The organism is Lacinutrix salivirga (genome assembly GCF_053604675.1).
In genome coordinates this window covers 63229-76441 of sequence record NZ_JBSHNP010000141.1, presented here as the reverse complement: position 1 = coordinate 76441, position 13213 = coordinate 63229, and the positions used below count along the sequence as shown (strand labels likewise).

The following is a 13213-nucleotide window of genomic DNA, read 5'->3' as shown; positions in this document are numbered from 1 at the left end:
TTATCTGATTCTTTTAATGCTTAATTTTCGCTTGTAACCTTCCCAAACTCGAGTCTCTTCAATACCAACTATCACAAAATAGAGATATTGGCTGGAGAAAATCCGGTTTTCTAAAATTTCTTTCCAGTTTTTAATGTCTTGTCCAGACGGTGTTGGATAATCTTCTGGATGTGTATGCCATTCACCTAAATAATTGCAGGTTCCATCAGAATTATTCCAAGCCTTCGTAATTAACTTTTGATGTTGATTAGCATCGCGTATATATCGGTATCTACCTCTGATGTCAGCCTCAAGTGGAACAGTAACCTTATCTATAATAATATCTTTTGAATTCAGAATAAATCTACCCAATAGAACGCCTCCAGCTTCATCTTTATAATTTTCATCTTGAATATAAGCATTCATTGCACTGATAGCATTTGAACTCAACTTTAAAAGCCCTTTGTTTGATTTTTTTAGTACCATTATTATTGACAGTAGGTGCATTTTTGATTTATAAATTCAGTACGTTTTTCAAATATCTTGTCATTTGATTGCTGTTTATATCTGTTGGATAAATGAAAACCTTCCTCTGTAAATTCATCACTTTCTCCTTTCCAGGATAGAATAGTAGACTTCTCCAATTTATCTGACAAAAAATCTTTGGTTAGTTTAATTACAAGCTGGCTTGTTTGAATGGAATCATAAAAACTATATGGCGTAAATACTTCTCCGCAACCTAAATGGTGTTTGTGAAATGGTTTTGGCTGCTCCTCAGCTGTAAATGAGGCAACATTATATGTATTTCTATAAAGGCACTTATAACACCCATCAGTCATTCCTAAGCTAATTATAGCGTGACCACCTATCCCATAAGGTTCATTCCAGCCAATAATAAGCGGTTTATTGAATGAATTGGTAAGTTTAGTAAGGTAAAAGTTGACATTAGGATCGCCAGTAGCTGATATTACGAGATCATATTCAGATATGCTTATTTTTTGCTTTTTAATAAAATCTGCAATTTTACCCTGATACGCCTCGGACTTGATACTTAAAAAATTACTAACTAAGTAGTCTTTCAACGCTAGTGCTTTTTGCTTTCCTAAGTGTTTTAGTCCTAAAGCGTATCTATTAAGATTTTCAAGTCTAAATGTATCAAAATCAACTAAATCTATTTTCCCCACTCCTAATTTGCCCAAAGTAATCGCTATTTGACTACCTACGGAACCACAGCCTACTAATAGAATTTTTTTATTTTGTAGCGACATACTAGCTCCACCACGTGGTAAAATTGATCTAGTATCAACTCTTTTTACTGAAAGTGGTACTACTCCCCATTCATATTCTTTCTCTAATAATGGATTGCTAGTATCTTTTTTAGGTTTGAACTTAATTGCCGCTAATAAATCTGCCCCTTTATTTCTAGGGATAGAAAAGATTATGTATTCAAAACGTTCTGGCCTAGTGGTTAATAAGCTGTTTTGAATAGCTTGCCAAGAGGAAGCTGTAGTGTTTCTTTTTAGCCATACTACTAACTCTTCGGTCGACCATTTAGAATCATAATTAGGTGGGACTATTTTGGTCTCTCGTGATAGAGGAATGAATAATCCAGTTTTACTAAGTAATTGTTTCTTATTAAGGAACAGATTTATAAGTTGTTGCTCTGACCGATTTGTATCTGCCGCAATAGCATATTTAGAGTCCTTAACAATTTTAATCACTTTAGGTGTATCTCCTATTTCAATTACTGAAATTACTTGAAGTTTGCCTAAATTTTTATTTCTTTCCCAATAGGCTTGAAACTCTTCTCTAAAGTCCTCATCATTACTTCCTCTTAAACCAGCTTCGATAGTGCCACGAACCATCTGCACAGATGCATCAAATACGATATCAGGTTGGTCCTCGTTAATATAAATACTCTCCTTTTCAATATAGCATACGCTTCCGTCAGGTTCAATGTGAGGAATAAAACCAAATTGATTAGGATTTTTGAGATAAAATTTAGGAAGTGTGTTAGGGAAGTTACTATTACACAATACCCTAAAGAGAGTAGCAATGCCGTTTATGTCTATCGTGCAGTAAAACTCATAAAAATCATCAGCAAAGAAAAGTTCATTGTGTGAAATGAGTTTGATGTGATCGGTACGTTCTATGTAATTTGCTATTGCTTCCCTATCCATAAGCTAAGCGCTCTCACTTTTACCTGGAAATGCGATGGCACGTTTTTGAGCTGATTTGTCTTTCTCAATTTCTGGAAAGTCATCCCCAAATTCTTTGATAAGTATTAAAGAGGCTTCGTGAGGATCTGTTTCATCAAAGGCTGTTTCTAACGAATCTTTTAGATTTACCAAATGTTTCTTGAACTCTTCGTGTTGTCCATCAGTCATCTTAGCGAAAAGATCGTTGTAAGGCTCGACAGGTAATTCAACACTAATCTTGTTTGAGAACCAAGAGAATTGATTTATAATATTTCCAACTAAATTTTTAAGAGCAACAAGGTCTTTAATCTCAATGTTAGAGCTAAAGTTATCTCTACTTATTTCTGGTTCAAACAGGTCATAGGCTAGTGCTGTGATTGCAATTCCAGTAGGTTTTCCGTTAGAAGAATCTTTGAATTTAAAATCTTTCCAACGTTTTAAATACCTAATAGCCCTTTTCATTTGAGCTCGTTCATCAGTATCACTAAATTTTGAAAATATTTTTGATTTAAGTAGTTTAGGTTCTGAAAGTTCCCATATTTTTTTATCACTAGATGATGTGGGCTTTCCTTTGGAAATATATTTTTTTCCATCATCATTTTGAGCTGCATACAATGCCAAGTCTACGTGAAATGTTTCTTCTCCGTCCTTAAAATAATGCACTGTTACACAAGGGTATTTCAATGTAATCGTCCTTCCTTTCTTATCAAGTGCTTCATAGACCCAATTTTTAACTGTAACAGGAGTATAATCGTCTTTTGATATATTTAACAAGGTCATTACATCGATGTCATAATCATTATTAGTTAATGCTTTGATTCCCGTACCCATAGAGTAACTTCCTTGGTTCTCTATTGAGAATGTAATCTTAGAAGTACCTTCTTCTTCCGCTTTTTTCGTAAAATAATCTTTAAGTTCCTCAGTTAATTTATCTCTCTCGTCCCTTAGTTCTTGATTATCTTCCTTATCGTGCAACTTTATAGCATCATGAAATTTGAAAAATTGTTTTTGTAGTAATGTCCCCATATAATTTTTATTAACAAAGCTTTCACATATTATGCCAATCTAATTTCAATCAGTTTTATGACAATCCGTCAGTAATTTTGCAAAATGATTGTGTCAATTTTGAATAATCTTTTGTATAACCTAATCTCTGCGAAATAATACTCTTCTATAAACCAATTAACAATTTCCCGAAAACTCCTTTTAAGTAGTTTGGCACGTGAGAATAAATTCATAACCAGATGAAAAAAGAACAACCCGACTATAGTGATCTTCAACAGAGTGTGGACACACTTATAGGTAAGTTTGGTCTTATAAAAACCATCGAAGTCATTAATAATCTTTCGGGCAATACGCAGTTGCAGTCCAGCGATACACAGAAAGTGAAATTACTTTTAGTGTACATCATCTCACAAAGCATCCAGATATTCAATCTTCAAGAAAAAGATTTTTATGCCAGTAGTATTCAAGAATACCGCGATGCTAGAATGGCGTGTTATTTCTTATTGAAAAAATATACAGATACGAGCTACGCAAAGATTGGCGAGAACTTCCAGCAGTCTAAGCGTGCCGTGATGTATAACTACCATAAATGCGATGAGATTCTTTCCATACCTAGTTTTTACAAACCGTTTGTAGCCAAGTTCAAAATACTGGAAAACAACGTGGTCAACTTTATCGCAAAACTCAATTAAGAATATGAAAGAAGAAATAGCTCAAGAAGTAAAAGACATCCTTACCACTGCACCAGAAGAAATCACGTTTGAAAAAATTCAGGGCGAAGAAAGCAGTCCGCTTAACCAGCCCGTAATTGAAAAAGATATCGGTGGCGAGCGTCCAGTCGATAATGACCCAGGTAAACAGAAGAGTTGGAACGTTTGGAAACCAGACAGACCACATCAAATGCCGGAAGAACCTGTTGCAACGAATTCTGAGCAATCAGAATTTCGTAAAACGGTTGAAGAAAACGTCGAGCAAGAAAAGCGCGATGACCCACTAGACGCACCAGAGCAAGAAATAAATGGTGGCGGCTACGAGGATGACGATGAGCCACAACCTACCGATGAGGATTTTGAATTACCGCTAAGCCAAGCCAATCAAGCTGCCGATGCACTGCTAAGTATGTCAAACAATGTGCTGGAAGTTGGCGGCGGTTATTTTGTGAAAATCAGCAAGCATAAGGAATTCTATGAGTTTGACGAGATCATCACGGTCATCGATCAGCAGAACGACAAGAACGTAGCTCGTGTAAAACTCGACAAGGAAGACAAGGCGCTACTACGACCTTTACTCGCACAAATCCTTCGGAAAAAAGCCAAAAAGCTCACACCAGAGCAACAGCTTATGGGCGCAGTACTTTCTATTTTAATGAAAAAGGCTCAAGTTGTTATGGAAGTACGTGCGGAAAACAACATTCTCGAAGAGCGCATTTTGGATATTATTCGTGATGAAAAAGCTTCTGATATAGAAGATGAAGACAATGACATAGATGAAGATTTTGACAATGAAGGTTTTCAAGAAGAGTTAGATTTTGATGATGAAGAGCCAATGGTTGAGGATCACGCTGAAGTTTATACTGAGCACAATCGAAGTGCGAAAGCGGAAAAGAAAATAACTCAAGAGCCTGAGATAACAAACTTTGAAGAAGTAGATGAAGATATTCCTGGAGCAACAATTTTAGAAGTTGCTCAAGACGAACCTAAAACTGAGTAGCTATGTCAGGAACTTCTAATCGTAGCAGAAAACCCATCAGTTATCTAAAAGAAGATCTGGAGCGCCAGCCAATGATCTTACTCGTTTGTGGCGAAACTGGCGTTGGGAAAACTTATCGCAACAAGCAAGAAATAAAACGCTATATGATGGATCATCTTGCGGTAGGAAAGAATGGTCGTAAAGTGTTGGCTTTTGACACCAACGATGATGATTACCCACAATTCCGCACCGTGAGTCCTAATCATTTAAAGGCGCTCACAAAAGTCTCTTCACGCAGAATCAGACCGTTTAATCCTGACGGCTCGCCTATGGACAATGACGAGAAAAAGGAAGTGATTACTAAAATAATGAAGTACTTCAAAAATGGACTTGTTGTTTTAGACGACATTGACCATTATATGACTGGTGCCAAAGGTCAGTCTATGATAGGTGCACTCTGTACTGTGCGTCACAAGGGAATTGATATTGTACTCACGCACCAATCTGTTGCCAAAATCACAACATCAGAATGGCAAAACTGTACTTGGTTACGCTTACACCATCAAGTAGATGATGTGACGCGCTACAGAGAACGAATCCCAAAATACCAAATGGTACGTATAGGTCAACTCATTGTTGATGAACAATATGAACTGTGTTCTAATGCCTTTGCGATGGGAAAGATAACGGAGCAGGAATATAAAATTCAGAAAAGCTTCTTTGTTTATATCAATATGCGCGAACAGCGTATACGTGGCTGTAGTCGTGCCGCATTTATCAGAGCCTGTAAAAAATTCATCGACCAGGAAGAAAGCCGAAAAGTCAAAATGTTATTGAATGAGCAAGATTTTGATGGCAATAATATCTACAAAACAAAGAATGATGCGATTGTAAAGTTGATCTCTGATAAGTTACGGTACCACGAGGATGGGATGGTTGGGCCTATGTGATAAATATACCCTTTAAGGGGTATTTCAGAGCCGGATTATTACAACTATTTTTAGAGTATTAATCTTTATACCAAATAATTATGAGAACAAATAGAAAATACACACGTGAGCTTTACAGACAATTTCGATACTATCCATCTTGGTTGCCTGGAACACCATTCAATTTAGGAGACGTTGGTATCTTAAGAGGAAAGGAGTTTATTAGACAAGGGAATTTAACTGAAGAAGGGATTGATTTTGACATACTGAAAGATGAAACTAAAGTTGATCTTTCACATTCCTCTAAAGGTGCAGTTTCTATTACATTCAAGGCATCTGGAACCGCACCTGCCGTTGGCAGCACTTTATCTAAGGCAAAAGCAGGTATATCTGTTTCCTTTTCAAAGGAAAATTCAATCTTGATGAAAGCTAAAGGCACATTAAATCATTCAATCAAAGACCAACGCAAACTAGCTAGAACAATAATGAAGCTATATGAGGAAGGTAAATGGAATAAAGATCTATTAGTTATTACAGAACTAGTCGTTGCCGATAGTGCTACAATTCTGATAGCAAACTCTAAGGAATCAAAAATTGAACTTTCGGCAGGCGCTGATGTAAGTTTAGCAAAACTTGATATTGCAAATGGAGAAATAGAATTAGGTACAACAATTTCTAAAGATCTTCATACTGAAATTGTGGCTAAAGAAGGAATAACACCTTTATTTAGACTTTCTAAAGTTCAAACTCCTTTTTTAGGCAGATCAAGGTTTGAGACTACCAAAATGAGTAAAGAGTATACAGACTCTGGTATTACGGGAATAGATTTAAACCTTGAGTACTTTGGAGAATTTGACGAGACTGACGATTACCCTGACTTTGAAGAGTAGTTCCGAATTTTATCAAATCAAATTTTAAGCCGCAATTTAATTGCGGCTTTATTGATTAAGACATCTAAAATAATAAATCTACAACTCCCATTTAATTTCTCCCACACGATTTTTAATAGTTTTCAGAGATTTTAGAACTTCTTTTTCTTCTGGCAATTCACCAGTAAGTAACTCTTTAAAGGAGCTGTTGTAAGTTGATTTTATTTTATTCCAAACTCCTTCAAGATCATTAAATATGAGTGCTTTGCTAGGATGCTGTGATAGCCATTCCTTATCATTTGGTATTGCCTTATCATCATCCTTTCCTACTTGATTCAACATTTTTGAAAAGTCTTCGCTAGATAAGAAGTCTTGTATCTGTTCTAACTTTAATAGCTGATGTAAATCATAGGTGTGTCTTACTTTATCGGCTAAATCTTTTACAGGGTTTTCAGTATGTGAAAACCGTACAAGACTTATGACTTTCTCACAGAAGGTGCGTTCTATATCGAGCACAATTACTTTAAAGGGTTCAAGCTCATATTTAGTGATAAGATCTACATTTCCAGTACTGGCAATTAAACCGGTAATCATTGAGTGAATCTCAATGGTGCTGCTAGGATGTGAGCTTCCATAACTTGACACTTCTACAACAATCTCATCGCGCACGTGGCCAAAGGCTCCATCCATTCCGCTTTTATCGTAGCTGTATACCAGCTTTCTGATTTTACCTTTTTTATTCTCAACCAAGTGACCAGGAACATTTACAAGAGGTTCTTTTACAGCTTCGGTAACTAGTTTAAGTTTCTTTTTTATGGCGTTACTTCCGTCACCTTCTTCGGTAATTATAACGAGGTCTATGTCTTCAGAGAAGCGCTCAATAATCTTATGACATTTTGATAAAGAGGTTCCACCTTTAAATACGGCAATATCCTTAGAAGCAGGATCATTAAATATCTGTTTGAGCGCAAATGTTACCCAATAATCCTTTTCTATAAAAATTTCGGCAATGCCATAATGATCTGCGGCTGCTCGTATGGCATTTCTAAAAGGCTCTTTATATTCGTGTAATTTCATTAAGCGATGTTCCAGTTATTAATGGTAGGTAATAAATCTTGACTTATTCCAAAGGTGTAGGTACTTAGTGCATTTATACTTTCACGTAATGCGTTGCTCTGTTTTTCTAATCCCATAAACTCATAAATAGCACCTATTAACGCGGCGACTTTAGGTGGGTACGCTTTCGCGAAAGCGGTAAAACGCTCCAGATCTTTACCTGAAAACTGAGCAATTTTGTTTTTTAAGAAAGTAAGTATCTGAGACCGATTAGCATCTGGAATAGTTTTAAAATCCTTGGCAACATCTAACACTTGTAGCAAAGGGATGTTTTTCTTTGATACTTTTACATAGCTTTTGGCAGGGCGCACAATTGTATTGCCCACTTTACCACGTACTTGTTTTGAATCACTTGCGACACGTATGATGCTCGGTACTTGTGTGGTTAATCTTAACTGATTATACAGGCTCACACCAGTAACATAAGCGACTTGTTTGTTTCCTTCAAAGAGATATATTTTTAAGAGCTCAGTATCTCTAGGTCTCAATTCACCAAAATCTGTTTGCTTAGGTCTATAATAAACACCTTTTCTAAATCTTTTAATAGTACCAGCAGTTACTAATCTACTTAGAGACTTAGATGCAGCAGTAAACTCACCTTCAGGTATAGCAAGATCATCGTATGTAAATGCGTCTCCTGCATCTATACGAGCTATCTTATCTTTTATGTATGCTGTTATATTCATAGTTAAAACATTACAAAGATACTCTAATTCTTTATAATGTCAAGTTTTTACATTCATTTACTTGACATATATAACAATAACTATTCCTATACTTGTTTCTCTAGTATCAATTGTATCATATTCTCTAGTATCTGTGCTATCGTCCCAAAGTCCCTTTCTGCACAGCGGTAAACCTTTCACTTCCCTCCATCTTTGTATTCACAAGGTTTAGAGACCTGCCAACTATAACAAACAGTTTTATAAAAACAACCCACAAATGGCACAGAAAAATGACATCGCCTGGCAACCTATAATGTATTGCGTAGGTGCAGGAATCGCCGGCATCGCAATCGGAACGCTCATCGTAGCACCGATGGTTCAAAAGATGAAGGCAAAAAAGCTTGCAGAAAAAAACAAGAAGACTGCGGCAGCCCCTACAAAAAAGGCATAGCATTTAGAGATGCGCCAGCAAGGGCTATTTATTCTTGACAACACAAAATTCCATTGTTGCAATGGACAAATCCCACAATAATGAAAGATTATAACGACGAGTTAATGCGCTACGAAGAAGACGCAGAAAACCAATACGACGATTACGACGACGGAGAAGACTTTGACGATTACGATGATGAGGACGACTTCGACACAGGCTTTGAAGGCATAGAAGATGGTTATGATGATGAGTATGAAGACGAGTACGATGATTATGACGATTATGCAGATGAAGGCAAGTTTGAAGATGATTATGACGACTACACCGCAGCATCTGTAGGTAAGATTGACCCTAACGATCGTACACTTACGGTTGTGATCACAAACAAATCAGGTGCAGCGGCAGAGGCTAATGTATTTGGTGGAAACCGTGAAGCAGCACAGCCTAATGGCGTGACCGTAGAGATCGAAGAATCCAGTCACAAGGAAGTACGAGAAGAGAGTAAGGCAAACCCTTTTAAGATTGCTGGAATGAAATATTCCGTAAGTAATCCTTTACAGTTTGATAATGTATTGCGTGTAGAGCGCAGAACAGCTTCAGGTTCAAAAACGACCAGAGTGTATCAACCACGTAATGCCACATCGCCTCAAAACTTTACCCAAACGCTCATTGACGATGACAACTTCGAGATGGACGTGACGGGACAGGATTCTCTTCAGATTATGGTAGAAGATGGTGTAACAGCCGTATTCACATTTACCATCAAGGCAAGAGCAAACCTGGGCAACTTGCTTAAAGGTCAAAATGTTGCAGAACTTTCTCGTGCGCCTCGTACAACAGGACTTCCACAATTAGACCTCATACGCAGTCGTAGAAAACCCAGATTAGGGCGTCCCAGACGTAGAGTGAGACGTTCTCGCAGGAGACCTGTAAGCCGTCGTCGATATGTCAGAAAACCGGTGGCGAGACGGTCCAAGTCACGCCTAGTAAGACGTAAAAGACGCTAGTTGGAGCTCCGACTTGAGTCTTGACTCTTTCCCTAATTGAGACAGCCAGAGTCACGGTTTCCCCCAAACCTAGCTCTGGCTGTTCTTTTTTAACGACACCCTATGAAACGTAACAATAACCCAAAAAATCTCGCACAGAACAGGATAGATTATATCGTGTTCCACAATACAGATGCAGCAAATAATCTGCTGTTTGAATATGGTTTTGAGAAGATAGAAAGTCAGCAACACTTGTCGCAAGCAGTTAAAGAACTGGTTAAAAATAAAGGCAGAAAAGTCATAAAAGATCTTTTGGCCATCCACCCAGATAAAGCTGCGATTCTTCAGGTAAATACTGTAGTTGATGCTAAATGTCCTGCTTGTAGCAATAATGCTTTCGCGAAAGCGGAAAACTATTGCAAATCCTGCGGTCATTCCAATTACGCTGGCTCTGGAGATGAAGATAGCTTTCTGAGCCAGTTCTCATCCTACGATGATAAAGGATTAGAGAATTATTATAAAGGCATCGTAAAAAGCTCTAACGATGCACCAGAAGATAAAAATCTTGCTCAAGAAGTACAGATGGTCTGGAATGAGCTGCGCAAACGCAAGGAAAGCAAGCCAGAACCCAAAACAGCAACAAAGGAAGATCAAAAAGGAATCCATATATCAAAGGATGAAATGTTGCTTTTCGGAGTAGTATTCATCGCTGGTGTGTTGGTAGGTGCGAGCATAAAACTTGACTTAAAAAATGGCAAATAAAACCAAACAACTTAAATACAATCAGGCGATAGATGATATCTCTTACCTGATCCTTCATTACCCATTGGAGTTGCAACAGCTTTTGCGCGTGTATGGCATCACTTTTCGTGATAGACCATCGCACAAAGCCCTTATCAATGAGACCGTAGAAATGATGAAGGATGAAAATTCCGCTTTCGCGAAAGCGCTTGCCGAACTCATTTCACGACTTGCAGGAAGAGAAGACGAATTCTGGGGAGCCGTTGCTAAAGGTGCCGTAGGAATACTGGGCGGACTCTTTAAAAAGAAGAAACGCAGAAGTTCTGGTAGTAGCAATAGCGGTGCTGCTGCGGCAGCTGCACAAGCCGCTGCTGCAAAGCGAGATATGGAGCGACGTATGCAACAAATGCGTGAAGAACAGCGACGTCGCGATGAAGAACGACGACGAGAAGAAGCACGTCGCCGTGAAGAGCAAAAACGAAAGGAAGCCGAGGCTAAAAAGAAAACCAATATGATGCTGATGATAGGTGGCGGCGTGGTTGTTCTCGGGATTGGAGCAGCGATATTAATGAAGTCTAAACAGCCACCTATGCCTTATGGCGGTCAGCGTGCACAAATGCCACAACAGCTATGACAAACACATTTGGATTAACAGATTACGACGTGTACAATGATGAAGGCTATGATAGCTTTAGGCGTGGTCGCAGGAAAATTAGAAGACAACGTAGAAAATCGAGAAGGCTTGCAAGACGCTCTAAGAGATCTATTAAAAGAGCACCGAAACGTAAAATTTTGAGACGACCGCCTATTGTTAAAGGACGACCGCGACCAGTAAGGAAAAAGAAAGTCTTACGCAAAAAGCTACCGTCCAAAGTTCCTGTAAGTATTCTGATCCCAAAGGGCACGCCCATAAAATCTAAAGTTCCGAGCAAACCCATTTTTAAGCCGACGTTGGTCAAGAAAGGGGAACCCATTTCGACCAGTACCAAAGTGTCGAAAGCACAAATTGCAAGCCTGCAAGTTCCTGCTGCCATAGAAAAAAAAGCTGCTGAAAAGGCAATGAAATCGGATAGAAAAACAGGAAAATTAGTAAAAGTAATCGCCATAATTGGTGTTACTGGCGCAGTAGGTTTTGGAATCTATAAATACATTCAAATAAAAAAGAAAAGCAATGGACATACTGGCGCAAATAAAGGAAAGTGAGGTTTCTGAAAGTGGAATTTTTGAAGAAGGATTTCTATATGGATCTGTCAAGAATATAGGAGAGAAAACTGCAAAAGTGAATGGCGTTTCTCTTAATCCAGGCGAGGCAAAAAGTTACCCATTTGTGGGCAAAGGCTACAAGAAAATTAATTACGAACCCAACGGAAGCACCTTGCGAATTCTGGAAGTACAATAATCTATGATTACAGGAGAAACAGAATATATACTGGACGATAATTACGATGATTTCTTCGGAAATAAGAAGAAACGCAAAGCGCGTCGTGCAAATAGAAAAGCACGCAGAGCCGCTAGAAGAAGTGCGCCAAAGCGAATTGCTCGTAGAGCAAAAAGCAAAGCCTTCTTTTCTAAACTAGGTACTGCCGTTCAAGATATGGGCGGTGCAACTGCAATAGGTGCCGCGATTGATACCATTGCAAAACCAAAACCGACAACTGGATTTGGAGGTGCTACCGATGCACCATCAGATTATGACTTTGCGTTGGGCGCACCAGATGTTCCTGAAGAAGAGAAGAAAGGGATACCGACGATCGTGTTTGTTTTAGGTGGTGTCGTAATAGTGGGCGTTGTGGGATTAGTGGTTATTAAGAACCAAAATAAGAAACAATTCTACCAGCAATGATAGTCCCAATTCCATCAAATAAAGAGCGATTCAAAATCAGGCTTGGAATTACTTCCAAAATGCCAGTGCAATTGGGTATTCGAGTGTATGATCCGCGATATCCAAATACCTACTATTTCAGAAGGAAGGCACAGTTTTATGAGAGTAATGAGAAACGCGAATTTGTGATCTCTTTACCTGTAACGCCAGAAGTTTTAGAAATGGAATTGTTTGATAAAGTTTCAGGCGAAGATTATCAGTTTGATATGAGCTACTTCAAGGTAGAAAAAATGAAACCTGCTGAAGTCTGGGCATCGCAAGATGAGCACCGTTTTATGGATTTTGCTATTGACTTTGCACAAAAAGCAGGACACACGCCTACTGGGTTTTATGATTCTAAAAATCACGAGTTCCTATTTCAATACTTACCGTCGATTACTGATGCATTTGGTAAAGAATTGATTACACCAGCTCGCACGCACCGAAAGATGCCACGTGTACAGATCTCACAACGATTATTTATTGGTTACACAATTCCCATTCGTGTGGCGATATTGGCTCACGAAGGTTGTCATTGGTTCCTAAACACCAGAAGCCAGAAAACAGCGGATCTCTGCGGAATCAAGAAATATCTGGACTACGGTTTTCCAACCATTGAAGCCATTTATGCCGTGACCAAGGTTTTTGGGAACAATCCGCATCACGTGGGCGCATCACAGTTACAACGCACCAAAGATGTGGTAGCGTTCATAGAAAATTATAGAGCAAATGCATAAACTAC

General features: G+C 38.4%; 18 protein-coding genes. 13 read left to right on the top strand and 5 right to left on the bottom strand.

Going from position 1 to position 13213, the window contains the following annotated elements; translation table 11 throughout:
• From ACVC5O_RS14180 to ACVC5O_RS14170, 3 genes are read right to left on the bottom strand one after another with little or no spacing between them, the layout of a single operon-like run.
• Complete coding sequence (locus ACVC5O_RS14180; protein WP_452222146.1) at positions 1 to 465, bottom strand: Mov34/MPN/PAD-1 family protein; 465 nt, start codon at positions 463 to 465, stop codon at positions 1 to 3.
• Positions 466 to 467: 2 nt separating this feature from the next.
• Positions 468 to 2159 (bottom strand): ThiF family adenylyltransferase, encoded by a 1692-nt coding sequence (locus ACVC5O_RS14175; protein ID WP_452222145.1) that lies wholly within the window; start codon positions 2157 to 2159, stop codon positions 468 to 470.
• Positions 2160 to 2162: 3 nt separating this feature from the next.
• Positions 2163 to 3203, bottom strand: coding sequence for a nucleotidyltransferase domain-containing protein (locus tag ACVC5O_RS14170; protein WP_452222144.1), 1041 nt, complete (start codon positions 3201 to 3203; stop codon positions 2163 to 2165).
• Between the two features lie 218 nt (positions 3204 to 3421).
• Between ACVC5O_RS14170 and ACVC5O_RS14165 the strand changes: the two genes are divergently transcribed.
• From ACVC5O_RS14165 to ACVC5O_RS14150, 4 genes are all read left to right on the top strand, one after another.
• Positions 3422 to 3874 carry a hypothetical protein gene (locus tag ACVC5O_RS14165; RefSeq protein WP_452222143.1) on the top strand — a complete coding sequence of 151 codons (453 nt, stop codon included), beginning with the start codon at positions 3422 to 3424 and terminating at the stop codon, positions 3872 to 3874.
• A 4-nt stretch (positions 3875 to 3878) separates the two neighbouring features.
• Positions 3879 to 4892, top strand: a complete 1014-nt coding sequence (locus tag ACVC5O_RS14160; protein ID WP_452222142.1) for a hypothetical protein — start codon at positions 3879 to 3881, stop codon at positions 4890 to 4892.
• Positions 4893 to 4894: 2 nt separating this feature from the next.
• Entirely contained in the window at positions 4895 to 5821 is a 927-nt protein-coding gene (locus ACVC5O_RS14155; protein ID WP_452222141.1) for a zonular occludens toxin domain-containing protein, read from the top strand.
• An 80-nt stretch (positions 5822 to 5901) separates the two neighbouring features.
• Entirely contained in the window at positions 5902 to 6690 is a 789-nt protein-coding gene (locus tag ACVC5O_RS14150) for a hypothetical protein (protein WP_452222140.1), read from the top strand.
• Positions 6691 to 6768: 78 nt separating this feature from the next.
• Here ACVC5O_RS14150 and ACVC5O_RS14145 read toward each other — a convergent pair whose 3' ends face one another.
• Positions 6769 to 7746, bottom strand: coding sequence for a nucleotidyl transferase AbiEii/AbiGii toxin family protein (locus ACVC5O_RS14145; RefSeq protein ID WP_452222139.1), 978 nt, complete (start codon positions 7744 to 7746; stop codon positions 6769 to 6771).
• Positions 7746 to 8471 (bottom strand): DUF6088 family protein, encoded by a 726-nt coding sequence (locus ACVC5O_RS14140; protein ID WP_452222138.1) that lies wholly within the window; start codon positions 8469 to 8471, stop codon positions 7746 to 7748. The genes ACVC5O_RS14145 and ACVC5O_RS14140 overlap by 1 nt, the downstream gene beginning before the upstream one ends.
• Before the next feature lie 256 nt (positions 8472 to 8727).
• Between ACVC5O_RS14140 and ACVC5O_RS14135 the strand changes: the two genes are divergently transcribed.
• The 9 genes from ACVC5O_RS14135 to ACVC5O_RS14095 all read left to right on the top strand — a co-directional run bounded on the left by ACVC5O_RS14135 (position 8728) and on the right by ACVC5O_RS14095 (position 13208).
• Positions 8728 to 8901: a hypothetical protein gene (locus tag ACVC5O_RS14135; RefSeq protein WP_015361323.1), complete on the top strand. Its 174-nt coding sequence runs from the start codon at positions 8728 to 8730 to the stop codon at positions 8899 to 8901.
• Between the two features lie 80 nt (positions 8902 to 8981).
• Positions 8982 to 9890 (top strand): hypothetical protein, encoded by a 909-nt coding sequence (locus tag ACVC5O_RS14130; RefSeq protein WP_452222137.1) that lies wholly within the window; start codon positions 8982 to 8984, stop codon positions 9888 to 9890.
• A 102-nt stretch (positions 9891 to 9992) separates the two neighbouring features.
• Entirely contained in the window at positions 9993 to 10631 is a 639-nt protein-coding gene (locus tag ACVC5O_RS14125) for a hypothetical protein (RefSeq protein ID WP_452222136.1), read from the top strand.
• The gene (locus tag ACVC5O_RS14120) at positions 10621 to 11244 is read left to right on the top strand and encodes a hypothetical protein (protein ID WP_452222135.1); all 624 of its coding nucleotides are present in this window, start codon (positions 10621 to 10623) and stop codon (positions 11242 to 11244) included. Before ACVC5O_RS14125 ends, ACVC5O_RS14120 begins: the two co-directional genes overlap by 11 nt.
• A gap of 36 nt (positions 11245 to 11280) precedes the next feature.
• Complete coding sequence (locus ACVC5O_RS14115) at positions 11281 to 11406, top strand: hypothetical protein (protein ID WP_452222134.1); 126 nt, start codon at positions 11281 to 11283, stop codon at positions 11404 to 11406.
• 194 nt (positions 11407 to 11600) lie between these two features.
• Positions 11601 to 11813 (top strand): hypothetical protein, encoded by a 213-nt coding sequence (locus ACVC5O_RS14110; protein ID WP_452222133.1) that lies wholly within the window; start codon positions 11601 to 11603, stop codon positions 11811 to 11813.
• The gene (locus ACVC5O_RS14105; protein WP_452222132.1) at positions 11782 to 12009 is read left to right on the top strand and encodes a hypothetical protein; all 228 of its coding nucleotides are present in this window, start codon (positions 11782 to 11784) and stop codon (positions 12007 to 12009) included. Before ACVC5O_RS14110 ends, ACVC5O_RS14105 begins: the two co-directional genes overlap by 32 nt.
• 3 nt (positions 12010 to 12012) lie before the next feature.
• Complete coding sequence (locus ACVC5O_RS14100) at positions 12013 to 12453, top strand: hypothetical protein (protein ID WP_452222131.1); 441 nt, start codon at positions 12013 to 12015, stop codon at positions 12451 to 12453.
• Positions 12450 to 13208, top strand: a complete 759-nt coding sequence (locus ACVC5O_RS14095) for a hypothetical protein (RefSeq protein WP_452222130.1) — start codon at positions 12450 to 12452, stop codon at positions 13206 to 13208. The genes ACVC5O_RS14100 and ACVC5O_RS14095 overlap by 4 nt, the downstream gene beginning before the upstream one ends.
• Positions 13209 to 13213 lie beyond the last annotated feature (5 nt).